Here is a 15,929-nt window from a genome sequence, read left to right as displayed (position 1 = left end):
CGGCGAGGAATGTCGGGGCAGGCGAGGGACGCGCATGACGGGCGAGGTTCTCCAGCGTTGCGTGCGGTGCTTTTCGGAAGACTCGGGGTGACGCTCGGAATGCACGACAGACCGGAGTCGGGCGATGCACACGCGGCAACGCAGTTAGGCATAAAGGTAGGCCGCGAGTGCGTCTGAGCGCGCGGCGCGTGCGTGACATTGTAAATCCGCCGTGCAACGAACTGTGGCTACAATGAGTCGAAATCCGGCAATTGTCACTCGAAGACAACATCACGCAACGTGGCATGCGTTTCATACGATGCGACGCGCTGAGCCCGGACAACGCCTCAAACGGTGCCTGAACCATGCGAATTTTGTTGGTGGAAGACGATACGATGATCGCCACGGCGGTCTCGAAAGGTCTGCGCCAGGACGGCTGGACCGTCGACCATGTCGGCGACGGGCAGCGTGCACTCGATGCACTTTCCGTCGAGTCCTACGACGCCTTGCTGCTCGATCTCGGTTTGCCGCGTCGCGACGGCATCGATGTGTTGCGCACCCTGCGTGGGCGCGGCCAGACGTTGCCGGTGCTGATCGCCACGGCACGCGACGCCGTGGCCGATCGCGTCAAGGGACTGGACGCCGGCGCCGACGACTACCTCGTCAAGCCGTTCGATCTCGATGAGCTGGCCGCGCGGTTGCGTGCGCTGGTGCGGCGTCAGGCGGGGCGCAGCGAGCCCTTGCTGCGGCATGGCGGCATCGTGCTCGATCCGGCCACGCGTCAGGTCACGTGTGACGGCGCACCGGTCGTGCTCTCCGCGCGTGAATATGCGGTGCTCGAAGCGTTGCTCAATCGCCCGGGCGCGGTGCTGTCCAAATCGCAACTCGAAGAGCGCATCTACGGATGGGGGGAAGAGGTGGCCAGTAACGCCGTCGAGGTGCACGTTCACGGCTTGCGCAAGAAGTTGGGCGCGGAGGCCATCCGGACGGTGCGCGGCGTGGGCTATATGATGCCCGCGCAAATGTCGCCCGCCGGGCCGCAGGAAGGCATCGCACCGGCCTCCGGCACGGCGTCGGAGGCGAATTGATGCGCTCGATCCGCCGTCGTCTTCTCGTCGGGTTGCTGATCACGCTGGCGATAGCGCTGGTGCTCGCGGGCATCGCCATCTTCCGTCAAGCGCGTACCGAAGCCAACGAGCTGTTCGACTTCCAGTTGCAGCAGATGGCGTTGTCGCTGCCCGCCGAATCGTTCTCGCGCGTGCCGGGCGAACACAACGACACGGAAGGGCTCGTCATTCAGATATGGAGCCGCAACGGGGTGGAGTTGTACTACTCGCACCCGCGCACGCCGCTGCCGCCGCGCGCCGAACTCGGCTTCACCACGGTGCAGACGCCCGCTGGCGACTGGCGTGTCTACGCCGCGCTCGTGGGCGACAACGTCGTGCAACTGGCGCAGCCGATGGTCATCCGCGATTCGCTCGCCGTCTCGATGGCGCTACGCACCTTGTTGCCGCTGGTGATCGCCATGCCGCTGCTCGGGTTGCTCGTGTGGATCGTCGTGGGACGCGGCCTGCGGCCGTTGCGTCGCGTCACGAAGGCGCTCGACGCGCGTGCGCCCGGCGCATTGGAGGCATTCCCCGAGGCAGGCTTGCCGGACGAAGTCCGTCCGCTGGTGCGCGCGCTGAACAGCCTGCTCGGCAGACTCGACGAAGCGCTCTTGCAGCAAAAGGCGTTCGTTGCCGATGCCGCGCACGAACTTCGCACGCCGCTGGCTGCGCTGCAACTTCAGGTGCAACTGCTCGAACGCGCGCAGACGAACGAGGAGCGCGCCGAGGCGATGCGCGATCTGCGTGACGGCGTGCGGCGCTCGTCGCATATGGTCGCGCAGTTGCTCACGTTGGCGCGTCAGGAGCCGGATGCCACGCGAGCGGCATCGGCGTTCGTCGACATGCCGCTCGCGCCGTTGCTGCAAGATGTGGTGGCGCATCACGCGGCGCTGGCCGTGGCACGCGGTATCGATCTGGGGCTCGATGCGCCGGATGCGCTCGCGGCGATCAGTCGCGTGCGCGGCGATGCGAATGCGTTGCAGACGCTCTTCGGCAATCTCGTCGACAACGCGCTGAAGTACACGCCGCCCGGCGGACATGTGGATGTGCGTCTGGTGTTGGCGACACCGTCTCCGGTCGTCGAAATCGAAGACACCGGGCCGGGCATTGCGCCTGCTGAGCGAGAGCGCGTGTTCGATCGTTTTTTTCGTGGTGGCGCGGCGTCGGTGGAGGCGGCTTCGTCATCCGCTGCGGCCACGCAGGAGGCGCCGTCCTCAGCGAGCGCCGAGCACGACAACGCCGCGCCGCGTGCGCAAGGCAGCGGTCTGGGTCTTGCCATCGTGCGCAACATCGCGCAAGCGCATGGCGCGAGCGTGGAGTTGTTCGATGGACGCAACGGTCGGGGACTTCGCGTGCGCGTGAGCTTTGGCGGTGCGACGTCGGTGCCGCCCGCGCTCTGATGGCGTTGGCGTGACGGGCGAGGTAGCGCGCGGTGCAGGCATGACCTCGCCCGACACCGCGCTGACGACGTACGGCGGCACGCATCGGCGTGTTATCTGCGTGAGTGTCGACGTGAAAGTCGACGTATTTATCCGCGCGTCACGTCCGTGACCTTGTCGTGCTCGATGGTGAGCGTGCGGCGATCCGGCCGGTGGTCACGCGTGGTTGGCATGGCCTTGCCGTCCTGCATGCCGATGCGCCACGGGCATCCTTGCAGCATCGATTTCGCTTCGGTGAGCGACTTGCCGACGATCGCCTGATCGGACGGCGAATCCTTCGAGCAGGCGCCGTTTTGCCCTTGCATCTGACCGGACATCTGCCCTTGCATCGGCGTCGAATCCGCCGGTCCCTGTGTGCCCATTCCATTGCCATTGCCTGACGCGGCATGTGCCGACACGGCGAACGTCAGACACAAAGCGGCAGCCCCCATCCAGCGAGTGGTCCTGCGGAAGTTGCGATCGGATTGCGTAGGCATCGTGATTCTCCTGTAGACGAAAAGCCTGCGACGCGGAATTGCGCCACTGTGCCACCGTAGACAGCGGTGCCTCGCATTCGCAAGGAGAACCACGTGAGCTGCGCCTTCAAACGCCTGAAGCCGTAACGCATAGCACGCAGCACGGGCCGAATTGGGTTCCGATGGGTGACGTTTTGAGGTCGACGTCCGATGTTTTGCCGGCATTTAGGCACGAAGCTGGCTCTTAAGGTTGTCTTAAGGGAGCGTCTCTACGATGGCAATCATGTTCAAACGTGGTTAAACAGGGTTGTCGGTAAGGAGAGACTCATGCGGACCTCAAAGCTCACTCGTACGCTGGTTGCTGGTGCTGTGCTCGTCGCGTTGACGGGCGGGTACGTCGCGGGACGTCAGCATTGGCAGGCGCCGCTCGCCTCGGAGATGGTCAGCGATGCGAGCGCGGCAAGCGGGGCAGCGGCCACGCCCGTCGCTAACGTGCAAAACGCCCCGAACACCGCGCCGCGCATGCTCGTGCCGGACTTCTCGCAACTGGCGGAACAATACGGACCGGCCGTAGTCAACATTAGTGTGACGCACGATGGGAAACCTTCGGCGCAACGTGGCTCGGCTGCGAACCAATTGCCGCCGGGCATGGATCCGAACGACCCGCTGTTCCAGTTCTTCCGTCACTTCTATGGCGCGCCCGGTAACGACGGCGGTGACAATGGAGATGGCGACGACAGCAGCGGGCCGACGCGCAGTCTCGGTTCGGGCTTCATCGTGAGCCCGGACGGCTACATCCTCACCAACGCGCACGTCGTGGACGATGCGAGTCAGGTGACGGTGAAGCTCACCGACAAGCGCGAGTACAAGGCGAAGGTCGTGGGTAGCGACAAGGCGAGCGACGTGGCGTTGCTCAAGATTGCCGCGACGGACCTGCCGACCGTGAAGATCGGCGATCCGTCGAAGTCGAAGGCGGGCGAGTGGGTCGTGGCCATCGGTTCGCCGTACGGCTTCGATAATACGGTGACGGCGGGCATCGTCTCGGCGAAAGCGCGTGCGTTGCCGGACGAGAACTACACCCCGTTCATTCAGACGGACGTGCCGGTCAACCCGGGCAACTCGGGCGGTCCGCTGTTCAATCTGAATGGTGAGGTCATCGGCATCAACTCGATGATCTACTCGCGTACCGGCGGGTTCCAGGGCTTGTCGTTCGCGATTCCGATCGACATGGCCATGAAGGTCAAGACGCAGTTGCAGCAGTACGGCAAGGTGAGTCGCGGTCGCATCGGCGTCGCGATTCAGGAAGTGAATCAGTCGCTCGCGAAGTCGTTCGGTCTGCCCAAGCCTACGGGCGCGCTCGTGTCGTCCATCGACAAGAGCGGGCCTGCGGCGAAGTCGGATCTCAAGCCGGGTGACGTGATTCTCGCAGTCAACGGCACGACCATCGACGATTCGGTGCAGTTGCCGGAAAAGATCGCGGATATGCGCCCCGGGCAGACGGCGACGCTCACGATCTGGCGCAACGGCGCGAAGCAGGACGTGAGTGTGAAGGTCGCGGCGCTCAACGAGAAGAAGGACGCTGCGAATGCCGACGATTCCGCCACGCACGGCCGTCTGGGGCTGGCGGTTCGGGAGCTGTCGCCGGAAGAGAAGCGTTCGGCGCAGGTCACGAACGGACTGCTGGTCGCGCGTGCCGGCGGTCCTGCGGCACAGGCGGGTGTGGAGGCGGGCGACATCATTCTGTCGCTCAACGGCACCCCGGTCACCAGCGCCGCGCAACTGAGCGATAGGCTCAAGAAAGCGGGCAATAATGTCGCGTTGCTCGTACAGCGCGACGGGCAACAGATTTTCATCCCGGTCGATCTCGGCTAAACGTCGCGAAGACCGCCAAGGGATGCCATGCGCTACCTGAGTACCGAGGCCGCAACCTCGGTACGATCCGGCATCGTGAAGTCATGCAAGGGGAGGTTGAACATGCGGCAGAACCAATGGCAACGCTGGACGGTGGCTGCGGCCACCGCCGCAGCACTGACGGGTGGGCTGGGCGGCATCTCTGTCGCCCATGCACAGGGTGGCACGCTGCCCCCGTCGATGCAGCAGGGCAACGTGACGTACGTCTCGGGCGGTATCGACAGCGACGAGTCGGGGACTTTCAAGCGTGAAGCGTCGCGCTGGCCGCTGTCGATCGAGATGGCGGCACGCGGCGATGGCGCGAACGAATACGTCGCCGATGCGCAGGTGCAGATCATGCGTGGGGGCACGACCGTGCTCGACACGCGTTCGAAAGGTCCGTTCATGCTGGTGAAGCTGCCCGAAGGCAACTACACCGTGAAGGCGACCTACAACGGCAAGCCCATGACGAAGGATGTGAAGGTTTCGGCCAAGGGGCATGCCGTCGCAACATTTCTGTGGCCGCACGACTGATGTGCCGATCGGTCGGGCGAGTGACGTTCCACGGATGACGAGGTAACCCAGGCAGTACCGAGTAGTACCGAGCAGTACCACTCTGCAACGAGTGAGCGAGTTGCGCCGCCATGTCCATCATGGCGGCGCTTTTTTTGTGCGGGATCTTGTGCGGGAATGGGTGGGCGAACCTCGACCGGTGCCGATTTCAGTCCCGTGAGTCAGTCCCTTGAATCAGTCCCTTGAATCAGTCCCTTGAATCAGTCCCTTGAATCAGGCCACGCGAATCAGGCGGCGCTGCGGCACTCGGCGGAAGTGTTGTCCCGCGGTTCGCCGTCGTCGGCATTCGCGCCGGCATCTTCGTCGCCATCGCGGCGGACGGCGAAGGTTTGCTTGACGGCGATGCCGTTCTTGATGGCTGTCATCTCGGCCAGGATTGCCACGGCGATTTCGGCCGGTGTGCGCGCCCCGAGATGCATGCCGACGGGGCCGTGCAGACGCTCGATCTCGGTCGTGCTCAGATCGAACAGCGATAACCGCTCGCGACGCCGCGCATTGTTCACGCGCGAGCCGATGGCGCCAATGTAGAACGCCGGCGACTTGAGCGCTTCGAGCAGCGCCATGTCGTCGAGCTTCGGGTCGTGCGTGAGCGTGAGCACGGCGCTGTGCGAGTCGAGTTGCAGGCGCACGATAAGGTCGTCCGGCATCTCGCGCGACAGTTCGGTGCCGGGCACTTGCCATTCGTCGGCATACTCGGTGCGCGGGTCGCACACGATCACGTGATAGTCGAGCGCACTGGCCATGCTGGCGACGTACTTCGACAACTGTCCTGCACCGATCACGACCAGCCGATGACGCGGGCCGTGCGAGGTAATGAGGCGTTCACCGTCGAATTCGACCGACGGCGTCTGGTGACCTGGCGCCATGCGCACCGCGCCGGTCTTCATGTCCAGTTCCCGCACCACGAGGCGGAATTTTCCGATGGTGTCGAGCAGCTCGGCGATGCGCGAGCTCTCGCGCACCGGTTCGAGCACCAGTTGCAGCGTTCCGCCGCAGGGCAGGCCGAAGCGATGCGCTTCCTCGGCCGTCACGCCATAGCTCGTGACCTGCGGCCGATCCTGCGGCCAGTCGCCGCCACGAATGCGGAGGATGAGGTCGTCCTCGACGCAACCGCCCGACACGGAGCCGACCATGTGGCCGTCTTCACGGATCGCGAGCATCGAGCCCACGGGACGGGGGGCCGAGCCCCAGGTGCGCACAACGGTGCCCAGCGTGACGAAAAAGCCTGCGCGGGTCCACTGTACGGCGGACTTCAGCACTTCCAGATCGACACTGTCCATAACACGCTTCCTTCGCCAATACGCGAGCGGCGACCGTCGATCCACAGGCCGAATGAGGCGTGGTTTCCAATGGGGCGCCGCTCAATGTGATGCGGCGAGTATATCTCGCCTTGGCTCGCGCTGTATTTCAGGGGATATTCCGGTTGTCAGCCCGACGCGAGCGCGATGTCGGTGCGATGCGAGCGCGACGAGGGGCGGTGTCAATCGCCGGGCGGTAACTCGTGTCACAATAGTTCGATGTTCGAGACAAGGCCACGACAACTCCGTACAACGCTGAAGGCGGAACGAGCGTCCGTACACAACGGATACCAGGGAGAGGGGCAATGGAACTTCGAAACAGTCGGCAACTACCGGTCGCCAGAGACGTCGCGTGGATTGCGCTCAACGATCCGGGCGTCTTGCAGGGGTGCATTCCAGGATGCGAATCCATCGAGCGGATCGACGACACGACGTGGACCATCGTCGTGGCTGCGACGCTTGGCCCGGTGGGCGGCCGCTGGACCGGTCGCATCAAGCTCACCGATGTGGTCGTCCCGACCTCGTACACACTGAATTTCGACGGACTGGGCTCGTCTGCCGGGCTTACGCACGGCCGGGCTGTGGTCACGTTGCAGCCGCAAGGACCGATGAACACTTTGATCACGTATGACCTGAAAGCGCAGTTCGGCGGCGAGTTCGCCGGGCTCGACACGCCGCAGGTGGATGGCGCCGCCAGCAAGCTTGCCGACACCTTCTTCCGTCGTCTGACGACGGCCATTGCGCCGCATCACAAACTGAACGACCCCGTCGCGGCCGATGGCGAAGTGGCCGCAGCGCTCGCCACGGACGCCGCGATGCGCGACATGCCGTCCACGCGCGGCAAGATGGCGCGCTGGTGGCCGTGGGCGGCGGCGCTGCTGATCCTGATCTTCATCGTGATGTGGGGCAATCATGCCGGCTGAGCGACGTCAGGAGAAGGGGATGGACACGTCGGACGCGGGACGTCCGGACACGGGCGACGACACGGCACGCGACTCGCTGGCCCGTGAACTGCTCGCCACCGCCGATGCGCTGGAGGCGGCGGGCAAGGAGCCGGTGACTCCAGGCGTGGCGGGATATGACGTGCGCGTGCGCATTCGTGACGGCGAGACGCCGGTGTTCGGACCGGGGCGTGTGACGCTGTTGCGGGCCATCGACGCAACCGGCTCGATCTCGGCGGCGGCGCGCCGCATGAACATGTCGTACCGCCGTGCGTGGCTGCTGGTCGAGGCGATGAACCACGAATTCCGCGAGCCGCTCGTCACACGGCATATCGGCGGGGTGTCCGGCGGCGGGGCGCAACTCACGCCCTTCGCGCAGAACCTCGTCGCGCATTACGACACGCTCATCAAGGAAATCCGCGCGTTGCTCGACGCCCACGTGCCGACCTTCGACGCCTATCTCAAACGCGAGAGCGGCGAGGGCGGCGGGAGCGTCGATCCCGACCCGGCGTCCTAGGGGGCGCCTCCCGCGCCGCAACAACACCGGTTTTCATCCGTTATTCCGCGATTTCAACGATTTTCACGAAAACGTTAAGTTTTTGTGAGGACTTTGGCATCGCTGCGACGCGACACTAACTCCATCGAAAGACACCTCTGCGATGGAGATTCCGATGTCCACCTTGACGAAGTCAGTGCCGCCTGCGGCACAGCCTCCCGTGCGGAGTGCACCCGTCCAGCCCGCCTGGTTGCGTGTCACGCACTGGCTCAACGTGCTGGCGGTCATCGTGATGATCATGAGTGGCTGGCGCATCTATAACGCGTCGCCGATCTTTGCGTTCCGCTTCCCGAACGAGATCACCCTCGGCGGCTGGCTCGGCGGTGCGTTGCAATGGCACTTCGCCGCCATGTGGCTGCTGGCCGCCAACGGCCTGATCTACCTGCTGAGCAACCTCACGAGCGGTCGCTTCTCCCGGCGCTTTTTCCCGCTCACGCCGCTGGGCATCGTGCGCGATCTGTTCGCCGCCCTGCGTGGCCGTCTGACGCATGACGATCCCCGTCACTACAACCAGGTGCAACGTGCCGCTTATCTGTTTGCGGTGCTCGATCTCATCCTGCTCGTCGCTTCGGGGCTTGCGATCTGGAAGCCGATCCAGCTCGGCTGGCTGCTCGTGCTCTTCGGCAGCTTCCAGGGGGCGCGATTGGTGCATTTCCTCGCGATGGCCGGACTGGTGGGCTTCATCGTGATTCACGTGGCGATGGTGGCGCTCGTGCCGCGCACGCTGCGAACCATGATCACCGGGCGCTAAGCCCCTCAGCGTACCGACAGCGAAAGACTAGAGAGACGGACGGCACTGCCATGACCTCAGAACGCAAACCCTACATCATGACGCCCAATGCGCCGGTCATCCAGGACGGCGACGCGATTCTCCGCGAGGCGCGCGCGCTGGTGTCGCGCCGGGTGACGGAGCCTTCGCGACGGGCCTTTCTCACGCGCACCCTGTCGCTCGGCGGCGTGGCAATGCTCACGGGGTGTTCGCTCGACAACAACGCGAGCGTGGAGTCGGCGCTGACGAAGATCTCGCGCTGGAACGATCGTGTGCAGGCCGCGCTCTTCCGCAAGGACGCGTTGGCTCCGACGTTCCCCGCATCCGCCATTACCCGGCCGTTCCCGTTCAATGCGTTCTACTCGATCGACGAAGCGCCGGTCGTGGACGAAGCGGATTACCGGCTGGAGTTGTCGGGACTCATCGCGGACAAGGCGCCGTGGCGGCTCGACGCCCTGCGTGAGTTTGCGTCCGTGCGGGCTGCCGAGCAGATCACGCAGCACATCTGCGTGGAAGGGTGGAGCGCCATCGGCCGCTGGGGCGGCGTGACGTTCGCCGACTTCCTGCGCCGCATCGGCGCGGATACCACGGCGAAGTACGTCGGCTTCAAATGTGCGGACGACTACTACACGAGCATCGACATGCCGACGGCGCTGCATCCGCAGACGCTGCTCGCGCTCACGTATGACGGCCAGACGCTGCCGCGGGAGTACGGCTTCCCCATGAAGCTGCGCATGCCCACGAAGCTCGGCTACAAGAATCCCAAACATATCCAGGCGATCTACGTGACCAACACGTACTCGGGTGGGTACTGGGAGGACCAGGGCTACAACTGGTTCGGAGGCAGTTGATGCGAAAAACCGGAGCGGCGTTGAAACCCTCCGGTGCGCATGACTGCACGATTTAGGAGACGGACAGGAAACGTCTCACTGGAAATTTCTCACTCAAGGAGTAACAGCAATGAAGACGCGATATCTGGCAGTGATGGCAATGGGTCTGGCACTCGGCACGGGCGCAGCCTTTGCGCAGGACGCCATGAGCAAGGGTGACGCCATGTCGAAGGGCGATGCCATGGCCAAGCACGATGCGATGGGCAAGGGCGATGCCATGGCCAAGCACGACGCGATGGGCAAGGGCGATGCCATGAAGAAGGGCGACGCGATGAGCAAGGGCGACGCCATGAAGAAGGGCGACGCGATGGGCAAAGGCGACGCCATGAAGAAGGGCGATGCGATGAGCAAGTAAGCTCGTCGTCGTGGTACAGCGACAAGGCGTCGCAACGGGATTCCGTTGCGACGCCTTGTGCTTTTTCTACTTTTTCTCACGCGCGCACAGCTCGCGCGGTGTGAGTCCGCTCAGCGAGTCAGCGCGACCGACTTGATCAGCAGATACACGTCACGTCCCGGTGTGAGACGTAACTGGTCTGCGGAGAAGCGTGTGATGCGTGCGCGCAGTGTGACACCGCTGTCGTGGTGATTGCTGCCCGTCAGCGTTGCCGTGACCTCGACCGAATCGCCCAGGTCGCGTAGCGCGCTCACGGTGGCGGGCAACACGTTGAGTACGCTGGTGTCGACCGGGGGCGACGTGGCCACGGCGACATCGCGCTCGCGCACGAGAATGCGACACGCGTCGCCCGCCTTGCCACCGGCACGCGGCACGCGCAGCCGGATCGCGTCGTTGCCGTTCACGGCCAGTTCCGTCAGGCCGTACTGCGCGTCATGCGCGACGATGCGCGTCTCCAGCACCGTGCCCGGCGACTCCGCAGTGCCGTCGAGCGCGTCGCGATGCACGTTGAGCACGTCGGCCGGGGCGCCTTGCGAGATCGTACGTCCTTCCTTGAACAGCACTACCTGATCGGCCAGTCGCATCACTTCGTCCAGCGAGTGCGTGACGTACAGCACCGGCAACTTCAACTCGTGACGAATGCGGTTCAGGTAGTCGAGCACTTCCATGCGCCGCGCGTGATCGAGCGAGGCAAGCGGCTCGTCCATGAGCAGCATGCGCGGGCAAGACAACAACGCGCGGCCGATGCCCACACGCTGCTTCTCTCCGCCCGACAGCGCGCCGGGACGCCGGCTCAGCAGGTGCCCGAGGTTGAGCACATCGACCACATGTTCCAGCGCGATGGCGCCGCTGCCGGCGGCGGCCACGTCGCGCCGTCTCAGCCAGCGGCCGAAGAGCAGGTTCTGGCGAACGGTCAGATGCGGCAGCAGCCGCGCGTCCTGAAACACGTAGCCGATGCGACGACGCCAGGTCGGCAGCGCGACACCGGCGGCGCTGTCGAAGAGCACGTCGTCGCCCACGACGATGCGCCCGGCATCCGGCCTGAGCAGCCCGGACACCGCATTGACCACTGTGCTCTTGCCGCTGCCGGACGGCCCGAACAGCGCCGTCACGCCCATACCGGCGGCGAACTCGGCGTCGAGCGAGAAGTCGCCGAAGCGATGCTTGAGACGCACTTCAACCGTCATAACCGAGCGCCTTGCGATTGCCGAAGCGGATCATGACTTCGGAGAAGATGAGTGTGGCGACCGCGAGCACGACCGAAATCGCGCACAGGCGCCAGACCATCGCGTCGCCATCGGGGACTTGCGTGGCCGTGTAGATCGCCAGCGGCAGCGTTTGCGTCTGCCCCGGAATGTTCGAGACGAACGTGATCGTCGCACCGAATTCGCCGAGTGCACGGGCGAACGCCAGTACGAAGCCGTGCAGCACGCCGGTGGCGGTGAGCGGCAACGTCACCGTGAGGAACGTGAGCCAGGGGCCGGCGCCGAGCGTTTGCGCGGCCTGTTCCAGCTTGGCGTCGGACGCTTCCAGCGCCTGCCGGATCGCCCGGACAAGCAGCGGGAAACCCATCACACCGGCGGCCAGCGCGGCACCCGTCCAGCGAAAGGCGAACGTGAAGTGAAACCACTCGCGCAGCAATTTGCCGATGGTGCCTTGCGCGCCGAACAGCACGAGCAGCGCGAAGCCCACGACGACCGGTGGCAGCACGAGCGGTAAATGCAGAATGGCATCGAGCAGCGCCTTGCCGGGAAAGCTACGGCGCGCGAGCAGCCAGGCGGCAGCGTAGGCGAAGGGCAGGCTGCAAAGCGTGCCCCACAGACCTACGCGCAGGCTGAGTTCGACGATGCCCCATTCTTCCGGGGTCAGGCCCATGACGGTGATTTCCGTGGTGCTTGTTGCGTCAGCGTTGTCCGCACGATGCGCTTACGGACGGCTGAAGCCGAAACGCTGGAACGTTGCCTGCGCCGTGGGCGTTTGCAGGAATTTGTAGAACGGATCGGCGTCGGCACGGTTGGCCTGCTTCGTCACGGCCACCGGGTAGACGATCGACGCATGGCTGTCGGCCGGGAAGGTGCCGGCGATACGCACGCGTTTTTCGGCGTTGGCGTCTGTCTTGTAGACGATGCCGTACGGGGCTTCGCCACGCGCGACGAGCAGCAGCGCGTTACGCACGTTGTCGGCGGCGGCGACCTTGCCCTGCACCTTCGACCAGATGCCGAGCTTCTCGAGGGCGGCCTTGCCGTAGAGGCCAGCCGGCACGTGTGCGGGGTCGCCCATGGCGAGCTTGCCGTTCGGCACCTGCGCCAGTTTGGCATCGAGGTCCGCGCCCGACTTGAGGTCGACGTCGCCCGTGGTCGTGGCCGGCGCGATCAGTACCAGTTCGTTGCCCAGCAGATTGCGACGCGTGCCGGTGTCGATCAGGTCGTGCTTCTGGGCGTAATCCATCCAGTCCTGGTCAGCGGAGATGAAGACGTCGGCCGGTGCACCTTTTTCGATCTGGCGAGCGAGCGTCGAGCTGGCGCCGTAGACCAGCACCGGCTTCTTGCCCGTTTCCTTGGTGTAGGCAGCCGACAGATCGTCGAGGGCGTCTTTCATGCTGGCGGCGGCAAACACTTGCTGGGCCGCAGCGTGGCCGGCAAACAACAGGCTCGTGCCGACGGCGGCAACGCTCAGAACGCGGCGCAGCATCGTGCCGGCGCGCGGTGTGGCTTGGGACTTCGGGCTAACGGTGACGGTGGTTGCGACAGCAGCTTTCACGAAAGTGGTCTCCAGCGTGTGGTGGGCAAGGCAGGCTCGATGATCGGCGCGAATGAGGGTGACGTTGCGGCGGATTTCCCGCTTGATTACCCTCGATCCCCTTCGAATTGCCGCGAGCCGGCGCATGGATACGGTCGGGCAGCGAGGCCGGACCGTCGGTTGCGCGGGGTGCGCAACGCGTTGTGTAGGATTATATATAACGCTGCCACGCTGTACAGGTATACGCCGTATCACGGCGCTCGAATGCCGTCCGGCGCGGCGACGCCGCGCACCGAATCGAAAAAATCGGGACAGTGTGCACGTATTCCAGACATCGCGGCGCGAGCGTGCGGCAGATATCGGTGTGATGAGGTGCGGGAAAGCGGGGTGGTGCGAGCGGAGACCGGCAGGCCGGATTCGGCGCGCCTGCTAATTAATATATGTAGTAAATCGCGAGGGGCGGTAAGTGCCGCTTCGATCGCCCCTGCGATTTCAGGCGGGCAGGGCGCTGTGTACGGGTTTGCCGCTGGGGCGGAGCATCGCCGGGCTGGTGCGCAGCATGTCGAAGAAGCCATCGACCACGGCGTCGCACTCCACCCCGAGATCGTAGTCGGGCAGGAACAGCCAGTCCGACATCATGCCGACCACGAGCGCATGCAGCATGATGGCGGCGCGGCGGGTGTCGAGGGCTGCGGGCAACTGGCCTCGCTCGATGGCGCGCTCCATGTCACGCATGATGCGCTGCTTGCCGTCGGCACAGGCTTCGCGCTGACGCTCCAGCACCGAGAGCATCTCGTTCGTGTATTCACATTTGTGGAACAGAATGTCGAGCACACGGCGGCGGCGTTCGTTGCGCGCGGTTTCCTTGAGCACGAGCTTGCAGATTTCGTGCATGCGCTGCATCGGATCGCCGTTCTCCGGCTCGGTACATTCTTCGTCGATCATGCGTTCCATCGGCAGGCGGATGCGATCCGTCATGGCGTTGAAGAGATCGATCTTGTTCTTGAAGTGCCAGTAAATGGCGCCGCGGGTCAGGCCGGCGGCTTCGGCGATGTCGGCGAGCGACGTACGCGACACGCCTTTCTGGGCGAACACCGTCTCGGCGGTATCCAGCAACAGATTGCGGGTCTCGATCGCTTCTTCTTTCGTTCTGCGGGCCATCGTCGTGTCACAGGGCGAGCGCCGGAGGGCGCCGGGATTTGTGAAATGTCATGTAAACCGCGCCGCACTATGGTGCGACGCAATGTGATTTACATACATTCATGAATGTATCTATAATAGCAGCCGCTTGCTCTATTGCACAGGGACCATTTAAGCTGCCTCCTCTAAGGGAAAACTCCCTGACCGGGGCAAGCGATTTGACCAAGGCGCACCGCCTGAATCGATGTTAGGTGCGCCAGTCGGGGTCGCCTGATGTCCCGGAGCCTGTTCGACGATCTCAAACGAGTGCCAGCGTGCGCGGTGAACGCCGCGCCCGGGGACGTCTTGTTGGCCCGCCTGACGGGCTTGTCTCCGATGGCCCGCTCACCCGGGCCTTTTGGCATTAGCCGCCCGCCTTTGTGCGACGGGATTGCGGACCGGCCTTCGCCGTCGCAATCGTCGCAACGTATTCGTCATTTTGTTTGACCGCATTCCATTTATCGGGGGCGTATATGCACGTCAAGAGAAGTTCACTGGGGATGGTCACTGCCGTCGCACTCGCGGTATTGACCCTGGCCGCGTGCGGCAAGAAGCCGCAGCAGCCGCAGGGCATGGTGCCGGAAGTCGGCGTCGTGACACTGCAACCCCAGAGCGTCACGCTGACGACCGACCTGCCTGGCCGCACCGCGCCCTACCGCGTCGCCGACGTGCGTGCGCGTGTCGACGGTATCGTGCTCAAGCGCGATTTCACCGAAGGCGGTGACGTCAAGGCCGGCCAGCGTCTGTACAAGATCGATCCGGCAACGTATCAGGCCGCATTCGAGAATGCCAAGGCAACGCTCGCGAAGGCCGTGGCGAATCAGGCATCGACCAAGCTGCTGGCCGATCGCTACAAGCAACTGGTCGCCGTCGAAGCCGTGTCGAAGCAGGATTACGACAACGCGGTGGCCTCCGCCCTGCAAGCCGACGCCGATGTGCAGGCCGGCAAGGCGGCCGTCGATACGGCGAAGATCAACCTCGGCTACACCGACGTGCCGGCACCGATCTCGGGCCGCACCGGTCTGTCGCAGGTGACCGAAGGCGCTTACGTGCAGTCCGGCGCCGCCACGCTCATGACGACCGTGCAGCAGATCGACCCGATGTACGTGGACGTGACGCAATCGGCCGCCGACGGCCTGCGTCTGCGTCGTGCACTGGCTGACGGCAAGCTCCAGAGCGCGGGCAAGAACGCCGCGAAGGTCGAGCTGACGCTGGAAGACGGCACGACGTACCCGCTCGAAGGCAAGCTCCAGTTCTCGGACATCACGGTCGATCAGACGACCGGCTCGGTGACCGTGCGCGCCATCTTCCCGAACCCGAACCGCGAGTTGCTGCCCGGCATGTTCGTGCACGCCAAGCTCCAGGAAGGTGTGAAGGACGGTGGTCTGCTGGTGCCGCAACAAGGCGTGACGCGTGACCAGAAGGGTCAGCCCACGGCGCTCGTCGTGAACAAGGAAGGCAAGGTCGAGCTGCGTCAGCTTGTGACCGACCGCGCGGTCGGCGACAAGTGGCTGGTGAGTTCGGGTCTGGCGGCAGGCGATCAGGTGATCGTGGCCGGTCTTCAGAAGGTGCGCCCGGGCGCGCCCGCGAAGGCAGTGCCGGCGCAGTTGCCGGGTGCTCAGGCGCAGGCGCCGGCAGGTGCGAGCGCACCGGCCGGCGCGAGCGCAGCGCAGGCCGACGCCGCCTCTGGCGCCAAAGCCCAATAACGCGGAGCCTCATTC

General features: G+C 64.6%; 16 protein-coding genes. 10 read left to right on the top strand and 6 right to left on the bottom strand.

The annotated features are described in order from the left end of the window. Positions 1-344: 344 nt before the first annotated feature. Both C5N93_RS11700 and C5N93_RS11695 read left to right on the top strand, forming a co-directional pair. Entirely contained in the window at positions 345-1,067 is a 723-nt protein-coding gene (locus tag C5N93_RS11700) for a response regulator transcription factor (RefSeq protein ID WP_242559389.1), read from the top strand. Then, positions 1,067-2,485, top strand: a complete 1,419-nt coding sequence (locus C5N93_RS11695; protein ID WP_242559388.1) for an ATP-binding protein — start codon at positions 1,067-1,069, stop codon at positions 2,483-2,485. The genes C5N93_RS11700 and C5N93_RS11695 overlap by 1 nt, the downstream gene beginning before the upstream one ends. 128 nt (positions 2,486-2,613) lie before the next feature. Here C5N93_RS11695 and C5N93_RS11690 read toward each other — a convergent pair whose 3' ends face one another. After that, a complete protein-coding gene (locus C5N93_RS11690) occupies positions 2,614-3,000 on the bottom strand; it encodes a hypothetical protein (RefSeq protein WP_150721343.1) in 387 nt (128 codons plus the stop codon). A 306-nt stretch (positions 3,001-3,306) separates the two neighbouring features. On the opposite strand from C5N93_RS11690, the gene C5N93_RS11685 reads away from it, so the two are divergent. Next, positions 3,307-4,851 (top strand): DegQ family serine endoprotease, encoded by a 1,545-nt coding sequence (locus tag C5N93_RS11685; RefSeq protein ID WP_242559387.1) that lies wholly within the window; start codon positions 3,307-3,309, stop codon positions 4,849-4,851. 102 nt (positions 4,852-4,953) lie between these two features. Beyond that, entirely contained in the window at positions 4,954-5,403 is a 450-nt protein-coding gene (locus C5N93_RS11680) for a carboxypeptidase regulatory-like domain-containing protein (protein ID WP_242559386.1), read from the top strand. Positions 5,404-5,669: 266 nt separating this feature from the next. On the opposite strand, the gene C5N93_RS11675 is transcribed toward C5N93_RS11680, so the two are convergent. Next, positions 5,670-6,722 (bottom strand): XdhC family protein, encoded by a 1,053-nt coding sequence (locus C5N93_RS11675; RefSeq protein ID WP_242559385.1) that lies wholly within the window; start codon positions 6,720-6,722, stop codon positions 5,670-5,672. Between the two features lie 323 nt (positions 6,723-7,045). On the opposite strand from C5N93_RS11675, the gene C5N93_RS11670 reads away from it, so the two are divergent. The 5 genes from C5N93_RS11670 (at position 7,046) to C5N93_RS11650 (ending at position 10,251) form a co-directional block, all read left to right on the top strand. Next, positions 7,046-7,663 (top strand): carbon monoxide dehydrogenase subunit G, encoded by a 618-nt coding sequence (locus C5N93_RS11670; protein WP_242559384.1) that lies wholly within the window; start codon positions 7,046-7,048, stop codon positions 7,661-7,663. A gap of 19 nt (positions 7,664-7,682) precedes the next feature. Next, on the top strand, positions 7,683-8,198 hold the full coding sequence (locus C5N93_RS11665; protein WP_242559383.1) for a winged helix-turn-helix domain-containing protein: 516 nt from the start codon (positions 7,683-7,685) through the stop codon (positions 8,196-8,198). A gap of 154 nt (positions 8,199-8,352) precedes the next feature. Beyond that, positions 8,353-8,988 carry a cytochrome b/b6 domain-containing protein gene (locus tag C5N93_RS11660; protein ID WP_242559382.1) on the top strand — a complete coding sequence of 212 codons (636 nt, stop codon included), beginning with the start codon at positions 8,353-8,355 and terminating at the stop codon, positions 8,986-8,988. 50 nt (positions 8,989-9,038) lie between these two features. Next, the gene (locus C5N93_RS11655; RefSeq protein WP_242559381.1) at positions 9,039-9,857 is read left to right on the top strand and encodes a molybdopterin-dependent oxidoreductase; all 819 of its coding nucleotides are present in this window, start codon (positions 9,039-9,041) and stop codon (positions 9,855-9,857) included. A gap of 109 nt (positions 9,858-9,966) precedes the next feature. Next, positions 9,967-10,251, top strand: coding sequence for a pentapeptide MXKDX repeat protein (locus tag C5N93_RS11650; protein ID WP_242559380.1), 285 nt, complete (start codon positions 9,967-9,969; stop codon positions 10,249-10,251). A gap of 110 nt (positions 10,252-10,361) precedes the next feature. On the opposite strand, the gene modC is transcribed toward C5N93_RS11650, so the two are convergent. From modC to C5N93_RS11630, 4 genes are all read right to left on the bottom strand, one after another. Beyond that, positions 10,362-11,477 carry a molybdenum ABC transporter ATP-binding protein gene (modC, locus tag C5N93_RS11645; RefSeq protein WP_242559379.1) on the bottom strand — a complete coding sequence of 372 codons (1,116 nt, stop codon included), beginning with the start codon at positions 11,475-11,477 and terminating at the stop codon, positions 10,362-10,364. Beyond that, positions 11,467-12,165: a molybdate ABC transporter permease subunit gene (modB, locus tag C5N93_RS11640; protein ID WP_242559378.1), complete on the bottom strand. Its 699-nt coding sequence runs from the start codon at positions 12,163-12,165 to the stop codon at positions 11,467-11,469. Before modB ends, modC begins: the two co-directional genes overlap by 11 nt. 51 nt (positions 12,166-12,216) lie before the next feature. Further along, positions 12,217-13,050, bottom strand: a complete 834-nt coding sequence (gene modA / locus C5N93_RS11635; RefSeq protein ID WP_242559377.1) for a molybdate ABC transporter substrate-binding protein — start codon at positions 13,048-13,050, stop codon at positions 12,217-12,219. A 471-nt stretch (positions 13,051-13,521) separates the two neighbouring features. Beyond that, positions 13,522-14,190: a TetR family transcriptional regulator gene (locus tag C5N93_RS11630; protein ID WP_069342655.1), complete on the bottom strand. Its 669-nt coding sequence runs from the start codon at positions 14,188-14,190 to the stop codon at positions 13,522-13,524. 491 nt (positions 14,191-14,681) lie between these two features. Between C5N93_RS11630 and C5N93_RS11625 the strand changes: the two genes are divergently transcribed. Continuing rightward, on the top strand, positions 14,682-15,914 hold the full coding sequence (locus C5N93_RS11625) for an efflux RND transporter periplasmic adaptor subunit (protein ID WP_242559376.1): 1,233 nt from the start codon (positions 14,682-14,684) through the stop codon (positions 15,912-15,914). Positions 15,915-15,929 lie beyond the last annotated feature (15 nt).

The sequence above is a fragment of the Pandoraea sp. LA3 genome (assembly GCF_022696215.1).
Taxonomy (GTDB): Bacteria; Pseudomonadota; Gammaproteobacteria; order Burkholderiales; family Burkholderiaceae; genus Pandoraea; species Pandoraea capi.
This window is presented reverse-complemented; position numbering and strand designations above follow the sequence as displayed.